The 14418-nt window shown below is 72.0% G+C and carries 10 protein-coding genes; 6 read left to right on the forward strand and 4 right to left on the reverse strand.

Translation table 11 applies throughout. The annotated features are described in order from the left end of the window. Nucleotides 1–112: 112 nt before the first annotated feature. Nucleotides 113–1468 (reverse strand): lysine decarboxylase, encoded by a 1356-nt coding sequence (locus CPCC7001_RS05365; RefSeq protein WP_006910142.1) that lies wholly within the window; start codon nt 1466–1468, stop codon nt 113–115. Nucleotides 1469–1686: 218 nt separating this feature from the next. Here CPCC7001_RS05365 and CPCC7001_RS05370 point away from each other — a divergent pair, with 218 nt between their 5' ends. The 4 genes from CPCC7001_RS05370 to CPCC7001_RS05385 all read left to right on the forward strand — a co-directional run bounded on the left by CPCC7001_RS05370 (nt 1687) and on the right by CPCC7001_RS05385 (nt 8875). Then, nucleotides 1687–3279 carry an AarF/ABC1/UbiB kinase family protein gene (locus CPCC7001_RS05370; RefSeq protein WP_006910599.1) on the forward strand — a complete coding sequence of 531 codons (1593 nt, stop codon included), beginning with the start codon at nt 1687–1689 and terminating at the stop codon, nt 3277–3279. 27 nt (nt 3280–3306) lie between these two features. After that, on the forward strand, nt 3307–3777 hold the full coding sequence (locus CPCC7001_RS05375) for a hypothetical protein (protein WP_006911611.1): 471 nt from the start codon (nt 3307–3309) through the stop codon (nt 3775–3777). 80 nt (nt 3778–3857) lie between these two features. Beyond that, nucleotides 3858–7952, forward strand: coding sequence for a hypothetical protein (locus tag CPCC7001_RS05380; RefSeq protein WP_156796685.1), 4095 nt, complete (start codon nt 3858–3860; stop codon nt 7950–7952). Beyond that, nucleotides 7952–8875, forward strand: coding sequence for a M48 family metallopeptidase (locus tag CPCC7001_RS05385; RefSeq protein WP_043368653.1), 924 nt, complete (start codon nt 7952–7954; stop codon nt 8873–8875). Before CPCC7001_RS05380 ends, CPCC7001_RS05385 begins: the two co-directional genes overlap by 1 nt. Here the strand turns inward: CPCC7001_RS05385 and CPCC7001_RS05390 are convergent. Next, nucleotides 8860–9867, reverse strand: a complete 1008-nt coding sequence (locus CPCC7001_RS05390) for an RpoD/SigA family RNA polymerase sigma factor (protein ID WP_006911573.1) — start codon at nt 9865–9867, stop codon at nt 8860–8862. The genes CPCC7001_RS05385 and CPCC7001_RS05390 overlap by 16 nt on opposite strands. Before the next feature lie 73 nt (nt 9868–9940). Between CPCC7001_RS05390 and CPCC7001_RS05395 the strand changes: the two genes are divergently transcribed. Together CPCC7001_RS05395 and CPCC7001_RS05400 are read left to right on the forward strand one after the other, a co-directional pair. Further along, nucleotides 9941–10669 (forward strand): pseudouridine synthase, encoded by a 729-nt coding sequence (locus CPCC7001_RS05395; protein WP_006911504.1) that lies wholly within the window; start codon nt 9941–9943, stop codon nt 10667–10669. Nucleotides 10670–10758: 89 nt separating this feature from the next. Further along, on the forward strand, nt 10759–11598 hold the full coding sequence (locus tag CPCC7001_RS05400) for a helix-turn-helix domain-containing protein (RefSeq protein WP_006910183.1): 840 nt from the start codon (nt 10759–10761) through the stop codon (nt 11596–11598). Here CPCC7001_RS05400 and malQ read toward each other — a convergent pair. Beyond that, nucleotides 11586–13121, reverse strand: coding sequence for a 4-alpha-glucanotransferase (gene malQ / locus CPCC7001_RS05405; RefSeq protein WP_050757075.1), 1536 nt, complete (start codon nt 13119–13121; stop codon nt 11586–11588). The two genes, CPCC7001_RS05400 and malQ, sit on opposite strands and share 13 nt — an antisense overlap. Then, nucleotides 13118–14263, reverse strand: coding sequence for a Coenzyme F420 hydrogenase/dehydrogenase, beta subunit C-terminal domain (locus CPCC7001_RS05410; protein WP_006911818.1), 1146 nt, complete (start codon nt 14261–14263; stop codon nt 13118–13120). The genes malQ and CPCC7001_RS05410 overlap by 4 nt, the downstream gene beginning before the upstream one ends. Nucleotides 14264–14418: the final 155 nt, after the last annotated feature.

The following is a 14418-nucleotide window of genomic DNA, read 5'->3' on the forward strand; positions in this document are numbered from 1 at the left end:
AGAACAGGCGGAGCAGGTTCAGGGTGGCACAGGGCGTCGGGCCATGCTGGGCCCCAGGCCGTGCCGGGCACTGGCAGGCCGAGCGGGGCCCATCAGGCTCGGCAGCGCGGCCTCAGCTCCTCACAACCCTCACCGTATCAGCGATCTGGCCCGGCCAGAGCCGCTGCTGCTGCTGCAGCCAGACCACCCTGGCCCCATCCAGCCGTTCCCCTGGAATCAGCAGGGGAATCCCCGGCGGATAGGGGCAGAGGGGTTCAGCGGCAATGCGCCCTGCTGCCGCTGCCAGGGGCAGCGTCTCGGCAGGGGCACGCCAGGCGGTGGCGATGGGCTGCTCCGGTTCCGCCACCGGCGGCAGGGGTGGCGGCGAGAAGGCCGGCAGCGGGTCGCCCCCCAGGGCCTGGCGCAGGCCCACCAGGGCCCGGGGGAGCTCCCACACCACCCGCCGCGGCGGTGCCGTGCCCAGGCAGAAGGTGAGGGTGCCGGGTTCCGGCAGCTCCGCGATCACCCCCCGGGCCAGCAACCAGGCATCCGCCTCCAGGCCATTGATGCCGAGGGCAGCGGTGTGGAGCACCAGCCGCAGCGGATCCTGGCCGTCCACCAGGGGCAGGGCCAGGGCACGGAGGCGGCGGCGCAGCTGGGCAGCGATCGCCAGGGCGCGGCTCCGCTGCCGCCGCCCCGCGCCGCTGTGGGGATGGCGCAGGCTCATCGCCGCCGAATGCAGCAGCAGGGCGCTCGGACTGGAGGTCTGCAGCCACAGCAGGGCCCGGGCGAGGGCATCGGCATCCAGCCGCGGCCCCTGGGCCAGCAGGGCGGCACTCTGGGCGAGGCCGCCGCCAGCCTTCTGGCAGGAGAGCACCACCAGGTCGGCCCCGGCGGCCAGGGCCTCCCCCTGCCCATGGGCCTGGTCCACCAGCAGCGGCAGGCCGGCCCCATGCACCAACGGCACCAGCGCCTCCAGATCGGCGCCGAATCCCTGGTAGGTGGGACTCACCAGCACCACCGCCGCAAGCGGCCCATCGGCCAGGGCGGCCAGGAGCGCCCGGCTGAGGTGCTCGGCGCGGGGGGGAAGCCACAGCCCGGTGGCTGGATCGAAGGGAGGCGTGAACAGCACCGGCTGCAGCTGGCCGAGCACGCAGGCGTGCAGCAGGGAACGGTGCAGGTTGCGCGGCAGCAGCACGCGACTGCCGGGAGGGGCCAGGGCAAGCAGGGCCGCCTGCAGCAGGCCACTGGCGCCGTTCACCCCGAACCAGCAGCGCTCCGCCCCGAGCAGGGCGGCGCAGGCCCGCTGCTCCTCGGCCACCAGCCCCTCGGCCTCCAGCGGGCCTCCGATCTCCGGCAGCTCAGGCAGATCCCAGCTGCCGGGCCGTTCCCGCAGCAGACGGGCCAGTGCCGGCGTGAGCCCACGGCCGCGGCCGTGGGCCGGCAGGTGCAGCGCCAGAGGATGGGAAACGGAGAGGCGGGGGAACACCAGCGTGGGGGCGCCGCCATCGGGCGCAGCGGGGTGCACGGCAGGGGCGCAGTGGGGTCAGGACGAGGGGCGGACCCAGCGCCGGCCGTGGTTCCTAGAGTCTGCCCATCCACATGGCCATCCCCTTGACCACCGCTGTGAGGCCCGCTGGGGCGCCTCCGGAGCCACCGGCCTACGACCCCCGGGCGGATCGCCGCTGGTTGCTGGCGCGCCCCTGGATGTTCGTCAGCAGGCTCAGCACGGTGCTCTGGCAGCTGCTCAGCCTCGCCCTGGTGCTGGTGGTGCAGGCCAACAGCAGCGACCGTCAGGTGCAGCAGCGGCTCGGCAAGCGCATCCTCACGACCCTCACCAACCTGGGCCCCTGTTTCATCAAGGTGGGACAGGCCCTCTCCACCCGTCCCGACCTGGTGCGGCGCGACTGGCTCGAGCAGCTGATCCAGCTCCAGGACAACCTGCCCGCCTTCCCCCTGGCGGTGGCCCTGCGCACGATCGAGGAGGAGCTGGGCGCTCCAGCCAGCACCCTGTATGCCACCTTCCCGGACTATCCGGTGGCGGCCGCCAGTCTGGGCCAGGTGTACAAGGCCCGGCTCGACAACGGCCACTGGGTGGCGGTGAAGGTGCAGCGCCCCAATCTGCCGCTGATCCTGCGGCGCGATCTGGTGATCATCCGTCTGCTGGCGGTGCTCTGCGCGCCGCTGCTGCCTCTGAACCTGGGCTTCGGGCTGGACGAGATCATCGACGAGTTCGGCCAGACCCTGTTCGACGAGATCGACTACCGCAAGGAGGCTGACAACGCCGACCGCTTCGCGGCCCTGTTCAGCGACAACCCCGAGGTGACGGTGCCGGCGGTGGAGCGCAGCCTCAGCACCCGGCGGGTGCTCACCACCAGCTGGATCCACGGCACCAAGCTGCAGGAACGGCACGTGCTCGAGGCGCGCCATCTCGATCCCACCGCCCTGATCCGCACCGGCGTGGTGGCGGGCCTGCGTCAGCTGCTGGAGTTCGGCTACTTCCACGCCGATCCCCACCCGGGCAACCTCTTCGCCCTGCCGGGCCGCACCGGGCCGCTGGGCCATGTGGCCTACGTGGACTTCGGCATGATGGATTCCATCAGCGATGCCGACCGGCTCACCCTCACCGGCGCGGTGGTGCACCTGATCAACAAGGACTTCCGGGCCCTGGCGCAGGACTTCGTGGCCCTGGGCTTCCTCAACCCCGACGCCGACCTCGAACCGATCATCCCCGCCCTGGAGGAAGTGCTGGGTGGAGCCCTGGGGGAGAACGTGGGCAACTTCAACTTCAAGGCGGTCACCGACCGCTTCTCGGAGCTGGTGTTCGACTACCCCTTCCGGGTGCCGGTGCGTTTCGCCCTGATCATCCGGGCGGTGGTGAGCCAGGAGGGTCTGGCCCTGCGGCTCGACCCCGACTTCAAGATCATCCGGGTGGCCTACCCCTACGTGGCCCGCCGCCTGCTGGCCGGCGACACCGCCGAGATGCGCGACAAGCTCCTGGACGTGCTGTTCGACCGTGACGGCAGGCTGCAGATCGAGCGGCTGGAAAGCCTGCTGGCGGTGCTGGAGAACGACGGGCCGGGCCCTGATCTGCTGCCGGTGATGGGCTCTGGCCTGAAGCTCCTGCTCGGCCCGGAAGGGGACAGCCTGCGGCAGCGGCTGCTGCTCACCCTGGTGCGGGACGATCGGCTCCAGACCGAGGATCTGCGGGCCCTCGCCGGTCTGCTGCGGCGCACCTTCAGTGCCCGCAAACTGGCGAGCGGCCTGCTGGCCAGACTGAACCCTCTGGCCGCGGCCTAGGGTCGGCCCCACCCCTGTGCTCGTGCCGTGATCGACCCTGCGCCCATCGACCTGCAGGACGCCAGCCTCGATGCGGCGAGCGGGTTCTACGGCGATCTCGACCCCAGCGAGATCCTGCTGGAGTACGCGCCGCTGATCCAGCCCCCCTACCTGGTGGCGGGGCTGGGCCTGGCGATCGGCGTGCTCTGCGGCCTCACCTTCGCCCGGCTGGTGCAGGACCGGCTCGAGAGCTGGAAACAGGACCGTCTGGCCCTGCTGCCCCTGGGCACCGCCAGCACCACCCTCCCCTACATCGGTGTGGTGATCGGTGTGACGCTGTTCATCGGTGGCAGCCTGCAGGTGTTCGGTTTTGCCTCCGGTGCTGCCCTGCTGGTGTCGTTCGTGCTCTCGATCGGCACCGCCGGAGCCCTCTGGGTGCAGCTGGAGCGGCTGATGGCCCAGGTGGAGAACGGCACCTTCAGCGCCGTGGACTTCGACAACTTCGACCAATTCTTCTGACGTTCGCCCCGTACGGCGTAACAAGGCTGGCCGGCGGCTTCGAAGCCACCTAACCCAGGGGGAGTGTGGATGGCGCTCCGGTGGCCCTCGTGGTGCTTCTGGTCGGCCTGGCGATCGTCGTCGGACTGATCACGCTGCTGGAACGGCCAAGCGGGACCCCAAGCCGGACCCCAAGCCGTTTCCCTGCCGCCCAGGGGGAGGATCGCCAAGGCCCGCTGCGGGGGCTGGAGCAGCGCCTGGAACGGCAGGAGGCGGCGCTGGCGGCGCTGGTGATGCGCTTCGAGCGGCTGGAGCTGAAGCTCGATGAGCTCACGGCGGGGGGCAGCGGACCGGCCCGCTCCAGCGCGATGGCCAGCGCCGCTGCCGAACCGACAGAACCGACGGCCTACCTGCCGGAGCTCCCCCCACCGGCGCAACAGGACGTACGACCCGTCGAACCAGCGCCGCCACCGCCTCCACCCCCGCCCAGGCGGTCCGAGCCGGCGGGCACCCCAGCCCCGCGTCGGGCCGCCATGGCTCCGCCCCCACCGGATCGCCCCCGCGCGCCCCGAACGCCGCCTCCCCGCTGGCGAGCCCGCTGGCGGCGGCTGGAACGGCAGCTGATCGCCAACTGGACCGGCCTGCTCGGCGTGGTGGTTGTGGTGGTGGGCGTGACCTTCGGCGCGATCAACGTCGCCCTGCAGTTCAACGCCTGGCAGCGATTCGTCGCCACGCTGCTGATCGCCGCCGCCCTGGCCCTGCCCTCCCTGCTGACGCGGCCGGGCTCCCGCTGGCATCGGCTCAGCAGCTGGATGCGCAGCGGTGGCGGTGGCTTGCTGCTGTTCGCCTGCACCGCCGCGGGCGGCCTGCCCCAGCTGGGCATGCAGTGGATCGAGGATCCGGCCCAGAGCCTGGCCCTGCTCTGCCTGGCCATGGCGGTGAACCTGCTGCTGGCCACCACCACCGCCCAGCAGACGGTGGCCGGTCTGCATGTGGTGGTGTGCCTGCTGCCACTCACGCTGGTCCCCCAGAACGGCCTGATCCTGGCGGTGGCCAGCCTGGTGGCCGTGGTGGGGGTGGTGCTCCCCCTGGGGCGGCCCTGGTACGGGCACCGGCTGCTGGTGGCCCTGGCCTACGGCACCTTCCACGGCAGTTGGGTGGTTCGCGCCCTGCCCCAGCTGACGGAGGACGCCTCCCTGCGCAACCAGGCGGCCCTGGCCGCTGCCCTGGTGTTCGCCGGCGGCACCGTGCTGCTGCAGCGCCCCCAGCGGCTACGCCAGCACGGCCTGGGGTTGCCGCTGGCGGTGCAACTGGTGAACAGTGGCGGACTGGGACTGGCCCTGCTGTTCGAGCCGGCCCAGATCGGCGGGCGGGGGCTGGGCCTGGCCATGGCCGCGGGGCTGATGGCCCTGCTGAGCCGGCGGGCGCGGAGCACGGAGCTGCCCTGGCTGCGGCGCTGCAACGCGCTGGTGGCCCAGGTCTTCGTGCTCGCTGCCCTGCTGAGCCTGGGGCCCTGGGTGGCCAACGCCACCCTGCTGGCAGCGGTGGTGCTGCTGGAGTGCCTGGCCGTGCTGCTGCTGAGCCATGGCGATCCCGACGGGGTGATCCGGCAACTGGGCTGGTGGCTGAGCCTGGTGGCCGGAGCGGCCCTGGCCCTGGTGGCGCTGGGGGATCACCTGGTGCTGCTGGCTTCGGGGGTGCCCAGCCGGGATCCGGGGACTGTGCTGGTGCTGCGCCTGCAGAACTGCGGGGTGCTGCTGGGCTGCGGTGGCCTGGCGCTGGCCATGCAGAGACGGCTGCGGACCGAACCCCTGCCGGTCGCACCGGCCCTGGGCTGGATCGCGGCAACCCTGCTGTGGCTGGGCGCGGGCGTGATCGCCCCCTCCGCCTGGCAGCCGCCGCTGAGCGTGGCCGTGCTGGCTGGTGCCCTGCTGCTGGGGCGACACTGGCAGCTGGCCGGCGTGGTGCCGGGGCTGGCGGCCGCCATCACCGTGCTCCATCTCCAGAGCTGGCTCCGGCTGCTGAGCCAGCTTCCCTGGCCGCCCGGGAGCCTGGCGGCGCTGACGCTGCCCCCCCTGCTGCTGGCGCTCCTGCTGCTGTGGGACCGGCAGCGGGGGGGCTGCCGGGCTCTGGCCTGGGTGCTGCTCACCCTCAGCGGCGGGGTGTGGATCCTGCAGACGCTGGTGGTGCTGGGGCCTGGCCCGGCCCCACAGGAGCTGGTGGGCCATGCCGTGCTGCTGCTGGCGGGCGGCACGGCGCTGCTGGGCGTGCAGCTGGCGATCCAGAAGGCGGGGCTGGAGGTTCCCGGGCCCCAGCTGATGGGCTGGCTGGCCCCGGCCCTGCTGCTGGTGGGCAGCCTCGGCTGCCTGCCGCAACCCTGGCCCGAGATCGGCGCCACGGCACTGCTGCAGCTGACGCTGCTGCTGGGGCGCTGGCGTCGACCGGCGGGGCTGCTGGCCGGTGCCATGGCCGCCACGGCCGTGCTGGTGCTGGGCACCTGGCTGTGGATGCTGCCGCCGGATGTGTGGCCCTGGCGGACGCTGCTGCCGCACCTGCTGCCCCTGGTGCTCGTGATCCAGGGCCTCTTCCTGCGCCACAGCCCAGGCCCCCGTCGATGCGCCTGGACCTTGCTGCAGCTCACGGCTCTGGCCCTGCTGTTCAGCGCGGGGCTCGCCTGGCTGGAGGGGCCCGAGGTGGTGCAGAGCCGCGCCGCCACGCTGGTGGTGGGCGGCCAGCTGCTGGCCCTGCTGGCGTGGCGCCTGCAGGCGGCGGCCATCCCCCAGCCCCTGCCCCAGGCCTTCGCCTGGCAGGCCGCGGCCCTCACCACCGTTGGGGTGGGTGTGGCCCTGCCGGCCCCCTGGCGGGGTGTGGGGGGTCTGGTGGCCTTCGGCAGCCTGCTCGGCCAGGCGGGGCGCTGGCGGCCGGCGGGTCTTCCAGCCGCCAGCGCCAGCGGCGTGGCCCTCCTGCATGGCCTGCTCTGGCTGTGGCTGCTGCGCTTCCAGCCCTGGCCCCCGGCTGCGGTGCTGCGGATCCAGGCGCCCCTGGCGGCCCTGGCCCTGCTGCTGTGGCTGGTAGATCGGCGCCGCGCCGTTGCCGATGGCACGCCGCCCCACCCGCTGGCGGTGGACCTGCTGGGGATCGGCGCCGGGCTGGCGAGCTGGCTGCTGCTGGCACCGGTCTCGAATCTGATTCCTCCGGTGGCCTGGCTGCTGCTGGCACCGCTTGCCCTCGAGCTGGCGGCCCGGCTGCCGGTGGCCCAGGCCCGCCATGCCCTGCTCTGCGGGGTGGGCTACCTCCTCGCCTTCGCGATCGGCTACGTGCTGCTGATCAGCCAGAGCCCCGCCCTGGTGCAGTTCGGTGCCCTCAGCCTGCCCGGCCGCCTCGGCATCGAGCTGCTGGCCCTGGCGGTGCTGCTCTACGGGTGGTTCATCCCAGCGGGTTCCGGCCTGGCCAGACTGCGACTGTGGCAGCGGCTGCGCCCCCTGCTGCTGGAGGCCCTGCTGCTCACGCTGGTGGTCACCGTGCTCAGCGAGCTGGCGGTGCTCTGGCGGCCGGCGGCCTGGGCGGCCCTGGCCCTGCTGCTGATCACCCGCCCGGTGCGGCGGCTGTTCGCCGTGCGGCTGCAGATCTACGCGGTGCTGCTCTACTGGCTGAGCCTGGGCACCCTGCTCGCCGTGCTGAGCACGCTGCAGTCCCCGGCCATGGCCTGGTATCTCCAGCCGGGCCAGATCGCCCTGGTGACGATGGCCCTGCAGGTCGGCTTCATCCTCACCACCCACGGGCAGCTGGATCCGGCCGAGCTGGCCGCCTGCGAAGCCTGGGGGCCGCTGCGCTGGATCGGTGAACGGGTGAGCCACCGGCCCCACCGCTGGCTCTACCTGCCGCTGTTCGCCGTGGTGGCCTACTACCTCTGGCTCCGGTACGACCGTGCCCTGCTCACCCTGCTGTGGACGGCGGAAGCCTTCGTCATCTACGGGCTGAGCGCGGTGCTGCGCGACGGCAAGTTCCGGTTGCTGGCCCTGATCGCCCTGGGGGCCTGCCTGCTGCGCCTGGTGGCCATCGACATGGCCCAGGCCAATCTCGGCATCCGCGCGGTGGTGTTCATCGGCGTCGGCCTGCTGATGCTGGGGATGAATGCCCTCTACAACCGTTTCCGCAGCCGCTTCGAGAGCGGCGGCCCGGAGCCCGAACCGTGATGCGGCGGCCGTCCCCCCGTCTGGCCGTGCTGCTGACCCTGCTGGGAGCAGGTGCTGGCCTGATCGCCCTGCTGGTGCAGGGCCAGCCCCAGCGGCTGCGGCCATCCCTCGCTCCGGCGGCCCGGCTGCTGGGCACCCCCTTCCAGCTCGCCGATCGCCTGGCCAGCCGGATGGTGCCGGTGGACGCCCTGGACGAGCGGGAGCTGGGCACGGTGCTCCACGCCCGCTACGCCGCCCGCATCCAGGCGGGGGATCCCGACCAGGCCTACCTCGACGCCCTGATGGAGGACCTGAAACCCCATCGGCGCCGCCCGCTGCACTACCGCGCCTACGCCGTGGGGCCCTGCGGCACGATCAACGCCGCGGCGCTGCCCGGCGGGATTGTGCTTGTGTGCCGCGAGCTGCTGCAGGGCATGGGCAGCGAAGCGGAGGTGGTGGGCGTTCTGGCCCACGAGATCGGCCACCTGGAGCTCGGTCACGGCTTCGATCTGGTACGGGGCGAATTGCTGGCCCGCCGCAGCCGCACGGTGCTGCTGGGCCGCCTCGCCGACCAGATGGTCGGGATTCTGGTGCGCCGGCGCTACAGCCAGGCGGCCGAGAGCGAGAGCGACGCCTATGCCTTCGCGCTCCTGCTCGACAGCCTCTACGACCCCGCGGCCCTGGCCAGGGGGTTCCGCACCCTGATCGCCGACCGAGGACACGCGCGGCCGGTGGGGCTGCTGGGCGAGCTCTCCGCCAGCCATCCACCCTCGGAGCTCAGGCGGCAGCTTTATGCCGAACGTGCCCGGGCCTGGTGGCACAGCCACGGGAGCCAGCGGCGTTACCGCGGCACCCGCAACCTGAGAGAACGCCGCACCCTCAGGCAGCGGGAGCACGCCGAAGAATGGGCAAGCGGCCAGGAGGGGACTCAGGCCACCAGGTAGCCCTCAAGCCGGCGCGACTGGGAGCGGATTCCCTCGAGGGCCTTGCGCTCGAGATTGCGGGTCTTGTCGCGGCTCATGCCCAGGTTCTTGGCGATGGAGCTGAGGCTCATCGGTTCGGTGAGGCCCTGACCCTCGGGATCCAGGCCGTAGCGCATCTTCAGCACCCGCCCCTGCAGCTCCGGCAGTTGCTCCAGCAGCGCCCGCAGGTCTCCCTTCAGGCACTCCCCGTCCACACGCTCCTCCGGCAGCTCCCCATCCCCCGCCAGCAGATCCAGCAGCTCCGTGTCCTCCCCATCCCCCACCTTCGTCTCCAGACTCACCGGCTGACGCGCGCGGCACAGCAGGTCCTTCACCTCCTCCTCCGGCAGCTCCACATACCCCGCCAGCTCCGTCACCGTCGGCGTGCGGCCCAGCTCCTGGCTCAGTTCGCGCTGGCCCTTCTTCAGCTTGTTCAGCGTCTCGGTGATGTGGATCGGCAGACGGATCGTGCGGCTCTTCTCCGCAATCGCCCGCGTGATCCCCTGGCGGATCCACCAGTACGCATACGTACTGAACTTGTAGCCCCGCGTCGGGTCGAACTTCTCCACGCCCCGCACCAGACCGATCGTTCCCTCCTGGATCAGGTCCAGCAGCTCCATGTTCCGCTTGGTGTACTTCTTCGCCACACTCACCACCAAGCGCAGATTCGCCGCCACCATCCGCTCCTTGGCCCGGCGGCCCGCCTGGAGGCGCTTCTTCAGCACCGCCGGGCTCAGGCCCGCCGCCTTCGCCAGCTCCGCCGCGCTCGGTGCCGTTCCCCCAGCCCGCATCGTCAGCTCCTGCTCCATCTCCTCCAGCGCCATCAGCTCCTGCACCTGGCGGCCCAGCGTGATCTCCTGCTCGTGGGTCAGCAGCGGCACCCGGCCGATGTCCCGCAGGTAGCTGCGCACCAGATCGCCACCCCCGGACTGGGCGGAGCCATCGGCGGTCACGGCCACTGGCAGGGAAGGCATGACGATTGAGTTACGAAACGGTTCTGTTTCGTAAACCTATCACCCTTTTCCGGCGCTGATCCAGCATGGGCCGATGGCCAGCCAGCGCCTGCAGAAACTGATCGCCGCCGCCGGGGTCTGTTCGCGACGCCATGCCGAGGAGCTGCTGCGGCAGGGGCGTATTCAAGTGAACGGCGCCGCCGCCCGACTGGGGGACAGCGCCGATCCCGACCGTGACAGCATCGCCGTGGACGGCCGGCCCCTTGACCGGCCGGCCCGGCCCGTGCTGCTGCTGCTCAACAAGCCCCTGGGGGTGCTCTGCAGCTGCAGCGACCCCCAGGGAAGGCCCACGGTGCTGGATCTGCTGCCCCCCGAGCTGCGCCAGGGCCAGGGGCTGCATCCCATCGGCCGCCTTGACGCCGACAGCAGGGGCGCCCTGCTGCTCACCAACCAGGGGGATCTCACCCTGCGCCTCACCCATCCGCGCTACGGCCACCGCAAGCTCTACCGCGTGTGGGTCTCCGGGACCCCCAGCGCCACCACCCTGGAGCGATGGGCGGCCGGGGTGCCTCTCGACGGTGTGGCCAGCCAGCCCGTGGATGTGCGGGTGCTGCAGCGGGGCAAGCGCGGCACCCGGCTGGAACTGGCGATGGGGGAGGGAAGGAATCGGCAGATCCGCCGCACGGCAGCCCTTCTGGGCCATCCCGTGCTGGATCTGCAGCGGGTGGGGATCGGTCCTCTGCGCCTGGGGTCGCTGGCTGAGGGGTGCTGGCGGGCGCTCGATCACCAAGAATGGCAGGCCCTGGCCGACCCTCCCCTCTGAGCCGCCCCCCTGCCCCCCTGCCTGCGCGATTCGGCCGGTTCTGGCGCTGGGGCCGTGGCCGCCAGACGACGCACAATGACGCCGTTGGGGTGGATCCCCTGGTGGCGGCAGGCCGCCAGCTGCGGCAGCGCCGCGAGGAGCGCCAGCTGAGCCTGCGGCAGCTGGCGCTGGAAACCCGCATCAGCACCCCGGTGCTGGAGGCGCTGGAGCGGGGCTGGCGCGATCGCCTGCCGGAGGCCACCTACCTGCGCACCATGCTGCCCCTGATCGAGCGCCACCTCGACCTGGCCCCCGGCAGCCTGGAGGTGGTGCTGCCCGAGACGACCCCACCCAGCCCGGGGCGTCAGCGCCAGGGCCTGCTGCGCCGCTTCACGCCAGGCTCGATCGATGTGTTCACCACCTGGCAGGGAACGGTGCTCTACGGGCTGCTCACCCTGGGGCTGATCTACGGCCTTAACCTGCAGCAGCAGCATCTGGCCCAGGAGGGTGTGCTGACGCTGAGCCCTGTGGCGCCGCTGCCCCCGGGGGAACAGACCCGGCGTCCGGAGGCGGGACAGGTCCTGCTGGCCATCGAGCCGGATCTGCGTCCCCTGCAGGTGGCGGCCCGGGGCCAGGGGCTGAAACTGCTGGACGGCCAGGACGGGGACCAGGGCGGGGGCAGCAGCCAGACTCCCGTGACGCGTCAGGAAGGAACCCTGGTGCTGCAGCTCGGCGGCGTGTCGGAGGTGAATCTGGAACGGGGCAACGGCGAGAGCACCCGCTTCCAGACCAGCGGCGGACGCCTCGAGTTCGGCCTCACCACCCCGTGGAGCCTGCGTGTGAATCCGGCGCCCACCGGAGACGGTGCGGTGCGGTGGCGGGGCCAGAGCCTGGCCCCGGAGGCAGGGGAGCCCGGCAGCTTCCGGCCTCCGGCAGCTCAGCCGCGCTGATGGCGGCCGGCCATCTCGCCCAGCCCCTTGAGCGGACCGTCCAGGCTGGCGATCGGGTCGGTTAGGCGCCAGGTCCAGTTGCCTGAGCTGGTGCCTGGCGTGTTGAAACGGGCCCGGTCATCCAGTTCCAGCAGGTCCTGCAGCGGTGCCACGGCCAGTTCGGCCTCGCTGGCCAGGGCGGCCTCCAGCAGCTGCCAGGCGGGCGCGGTCACCGTGACCCCGAGCACCTGTTCCACCCGCCGCCGCTCCTCATCGCCCAGATCTCCCCACCAGCCGGTGGTGGTGGCGTTGTCGTGGGTGCCGGTGTACACCACCCAGTGGGGGCCGTTGATGTTGGCCGGCAGGTAGGGGTTGTCGTCATCGCCGTTGAAGGCGAACTGGAGGATCTTCATCCCGGGCAGGGCGAAGCGATCGCGCAGGGCCTCCACCGGGGGGGTGATCACGCCGAGGTCCTCGGCGATCAGGGGCAGGCGCCCTTCTCGCAGCTGGCCCTTGAGGCGGCAACGGAGCCAGAGCAGGCTCAGCAGCAACCGCCCGGGGGATGGCTGCCAGCAGCCGTTCTGGGCGGTGGCGTCACCACCGGGCACGCTCCAGTAGGCCTGCAACGCCCGGAAGTGGTCGAGCCGCAGCCGGTCGAAGAGCTCTAACTGACGGCCCAGGCGGGACAGCCACCAGCGGAAGCCGCTGCGCCAGTGGCGGGACCAGCGGTACACCGGCGTGCCCCAGAGCTGGCCGGTCTCGGAGAAGTAATCGGGGGGAACGCCGCTCTGCTCCGTCAGGGAGCCGTCTCGGCGCAGGGAGAAGAGCTCGGGATGGCACCACACATCGGTGCTGTCGTGGGCCACGTAGAAGGGCAGGTCGCCCACCAGATCGACGTCGCAGCGGTGGGCCTGGGAGCGCAGGGCCTGCCACTGACGCTGCAGCTGCCACTGCACCAGCGCCTGCTCGAGCAGCGGTCCCGCCAGGTCGCGATCCAGCCGCCGCAGGCTGTCGCGATGCCGCTGGGCCAGGGGCTTGGGCCATTCCCACCAGGGCCTGCCGCCCTGCTGCTCCCGCAGCACCATGAAGCGGCAGTGGTCGGGCAGCCAGGAGCGCTGGCGGTGCGCCCAGGCCGCGAAGGCGGCCTGACTCTCGGCGGACTGCTCCGGCCAGCGGCGGGCCAGTGCCGCCGCCAGGGCGGCGGCACGCTGGGGCATCAGCGCCAGGTCCACCCGTTCGGTGGCGGCGGGGTCGGGCAGGGCCTGCAGGTCCTCGCTGCTGAGGAATCCCTCCTGCTCCAGCAGGTCCCCGTCCAGCAGCCAGGGGTTGAGGGCCGATCCACTGGGGGAGCTGTAGGGGGAGCCGGTGCTGTCGGTGGGCGCCAGGGGCAGCAGCTGCCAGAGGCCGATGCGGTGCCGGGCCAGCAGATCGATCCAGTCCCGCGCGGCCGCGCCGAAGGTGCCGCACGGGCCGGGACCGGGAAGGGCCGTGGGATGGAGCAGCACGCCGCAGCGACGCCGGGCGGGCGGATGGAGTGGACTCACGCCGAGGGCAGCCGGTAACGGCTCACGATCCTGCGGGCGAAGGCCGGGATGTGGGCCTCGGCCTTCTCAGGGTGGTGACGCCGCACCCAGAGGGCGTTGCGGGTGAAGTGGGAGTCGATCGAGAAGCGGCCGTATTCCAGCCCCTTCGGACCGAAACGCTGCACGAACACACCGATCAGCTCCGCCAGCCAGCGGGGCAGCTTCACGGCCTTGTCGTAGGCCTCGATGCCCTGCTGCACGGCGGCGCGGCGGTCGCCGCGGCTGGTGACGGGCGCCACGTCCAGCTCCGGCTCCACCAGATCGAGCAGCTGCTGACCGAGGGGATTGCGCACGGTGATCCACTGCCGGCCGAACTCGGCTCCCATGTAGCCCACCACCAGGTCGGCACCGGCGTTGGTGTAGTCGAAGCAGCTGAGGCAGCTGGGCGCGAACACATCCTTGAGCTTCGGCGTGTCCAGGCCGAAGAAGGGCACCGTCTCGGTACGCCCATCGCTGTGGCGGAAGTGGATGCGGAAGTCCTGCATGAACTCGTAGTGCACCACGGTCTCCGGTGAGCTCACCGTGCTCTCCAGGAAGGTCTGCAGGCCGGCCCGGGAGACGTTGTCCACGCAGGGGAGGCCGAGCACGTAGAGGGCATCGAGGGGGAGGGTGGGCTGCACCGCCCGCAGGGCCTGGATCTGGCAGCCCACGCCGATCGCCAGCAGCCGGCGGATGCCGCTGCCCGGCAGCTGCTCCAGCACCTCGAGGTTGGGGGAGAGGGTGGGCTTGTTCACCCGGGCGCTGAGCACCTCCTCCGGCGTGCGCGCCAGCCGGGGCACGGGGGTGAATCGGTCGTGCTCGCTCTGCCCCACGCAGAGCACCGCATCCACCAGGCCCGTCTCGAGGGCCCGCACGCCGATGCGGCTCACGATGCCGGTCCACTGGGCACCCTCGAGCGGCCGCGCCAGGCGGGCGGTGACCATCCGCTGGTGCACGCCGAAGTAGAGCTCGTCCTCGTTGTCGAGGTCACGGCTGCGGCCGTGGGCGGCCGCCTCCATCGCCTCGAAGCGCTGATGCAGGAAGGCGCAGCTCTGCCTCACGTAGGCCACCCAGCGGCTGTCGCAGAGGCCGCACTGGCTGCAGAGGTCCTTGGCGGGGTACACGCTCCCTTTGGCGAGGGGACGGGCTCGCTCGTGGGGAGCCGCGACCTGGCCGGCAGGGGGTGGGGTGGGGGCGGCCGGCAAGGGAAGGCCTATCACTGGTCCACAACCTATCGGGTGCTCCCCACCGGGGTGTGGGTCAAAGTGGTGGCCCTGTC

It is taken from the genome of Cyanobium sp. PCC 7001, from assembly GCF_000155635.1.
Classification (GTDB): Bacteria; Cyanobacteriota; Cyanobacteriia; order PCC-6307; family Cyanobiaceae; genus NIES-981.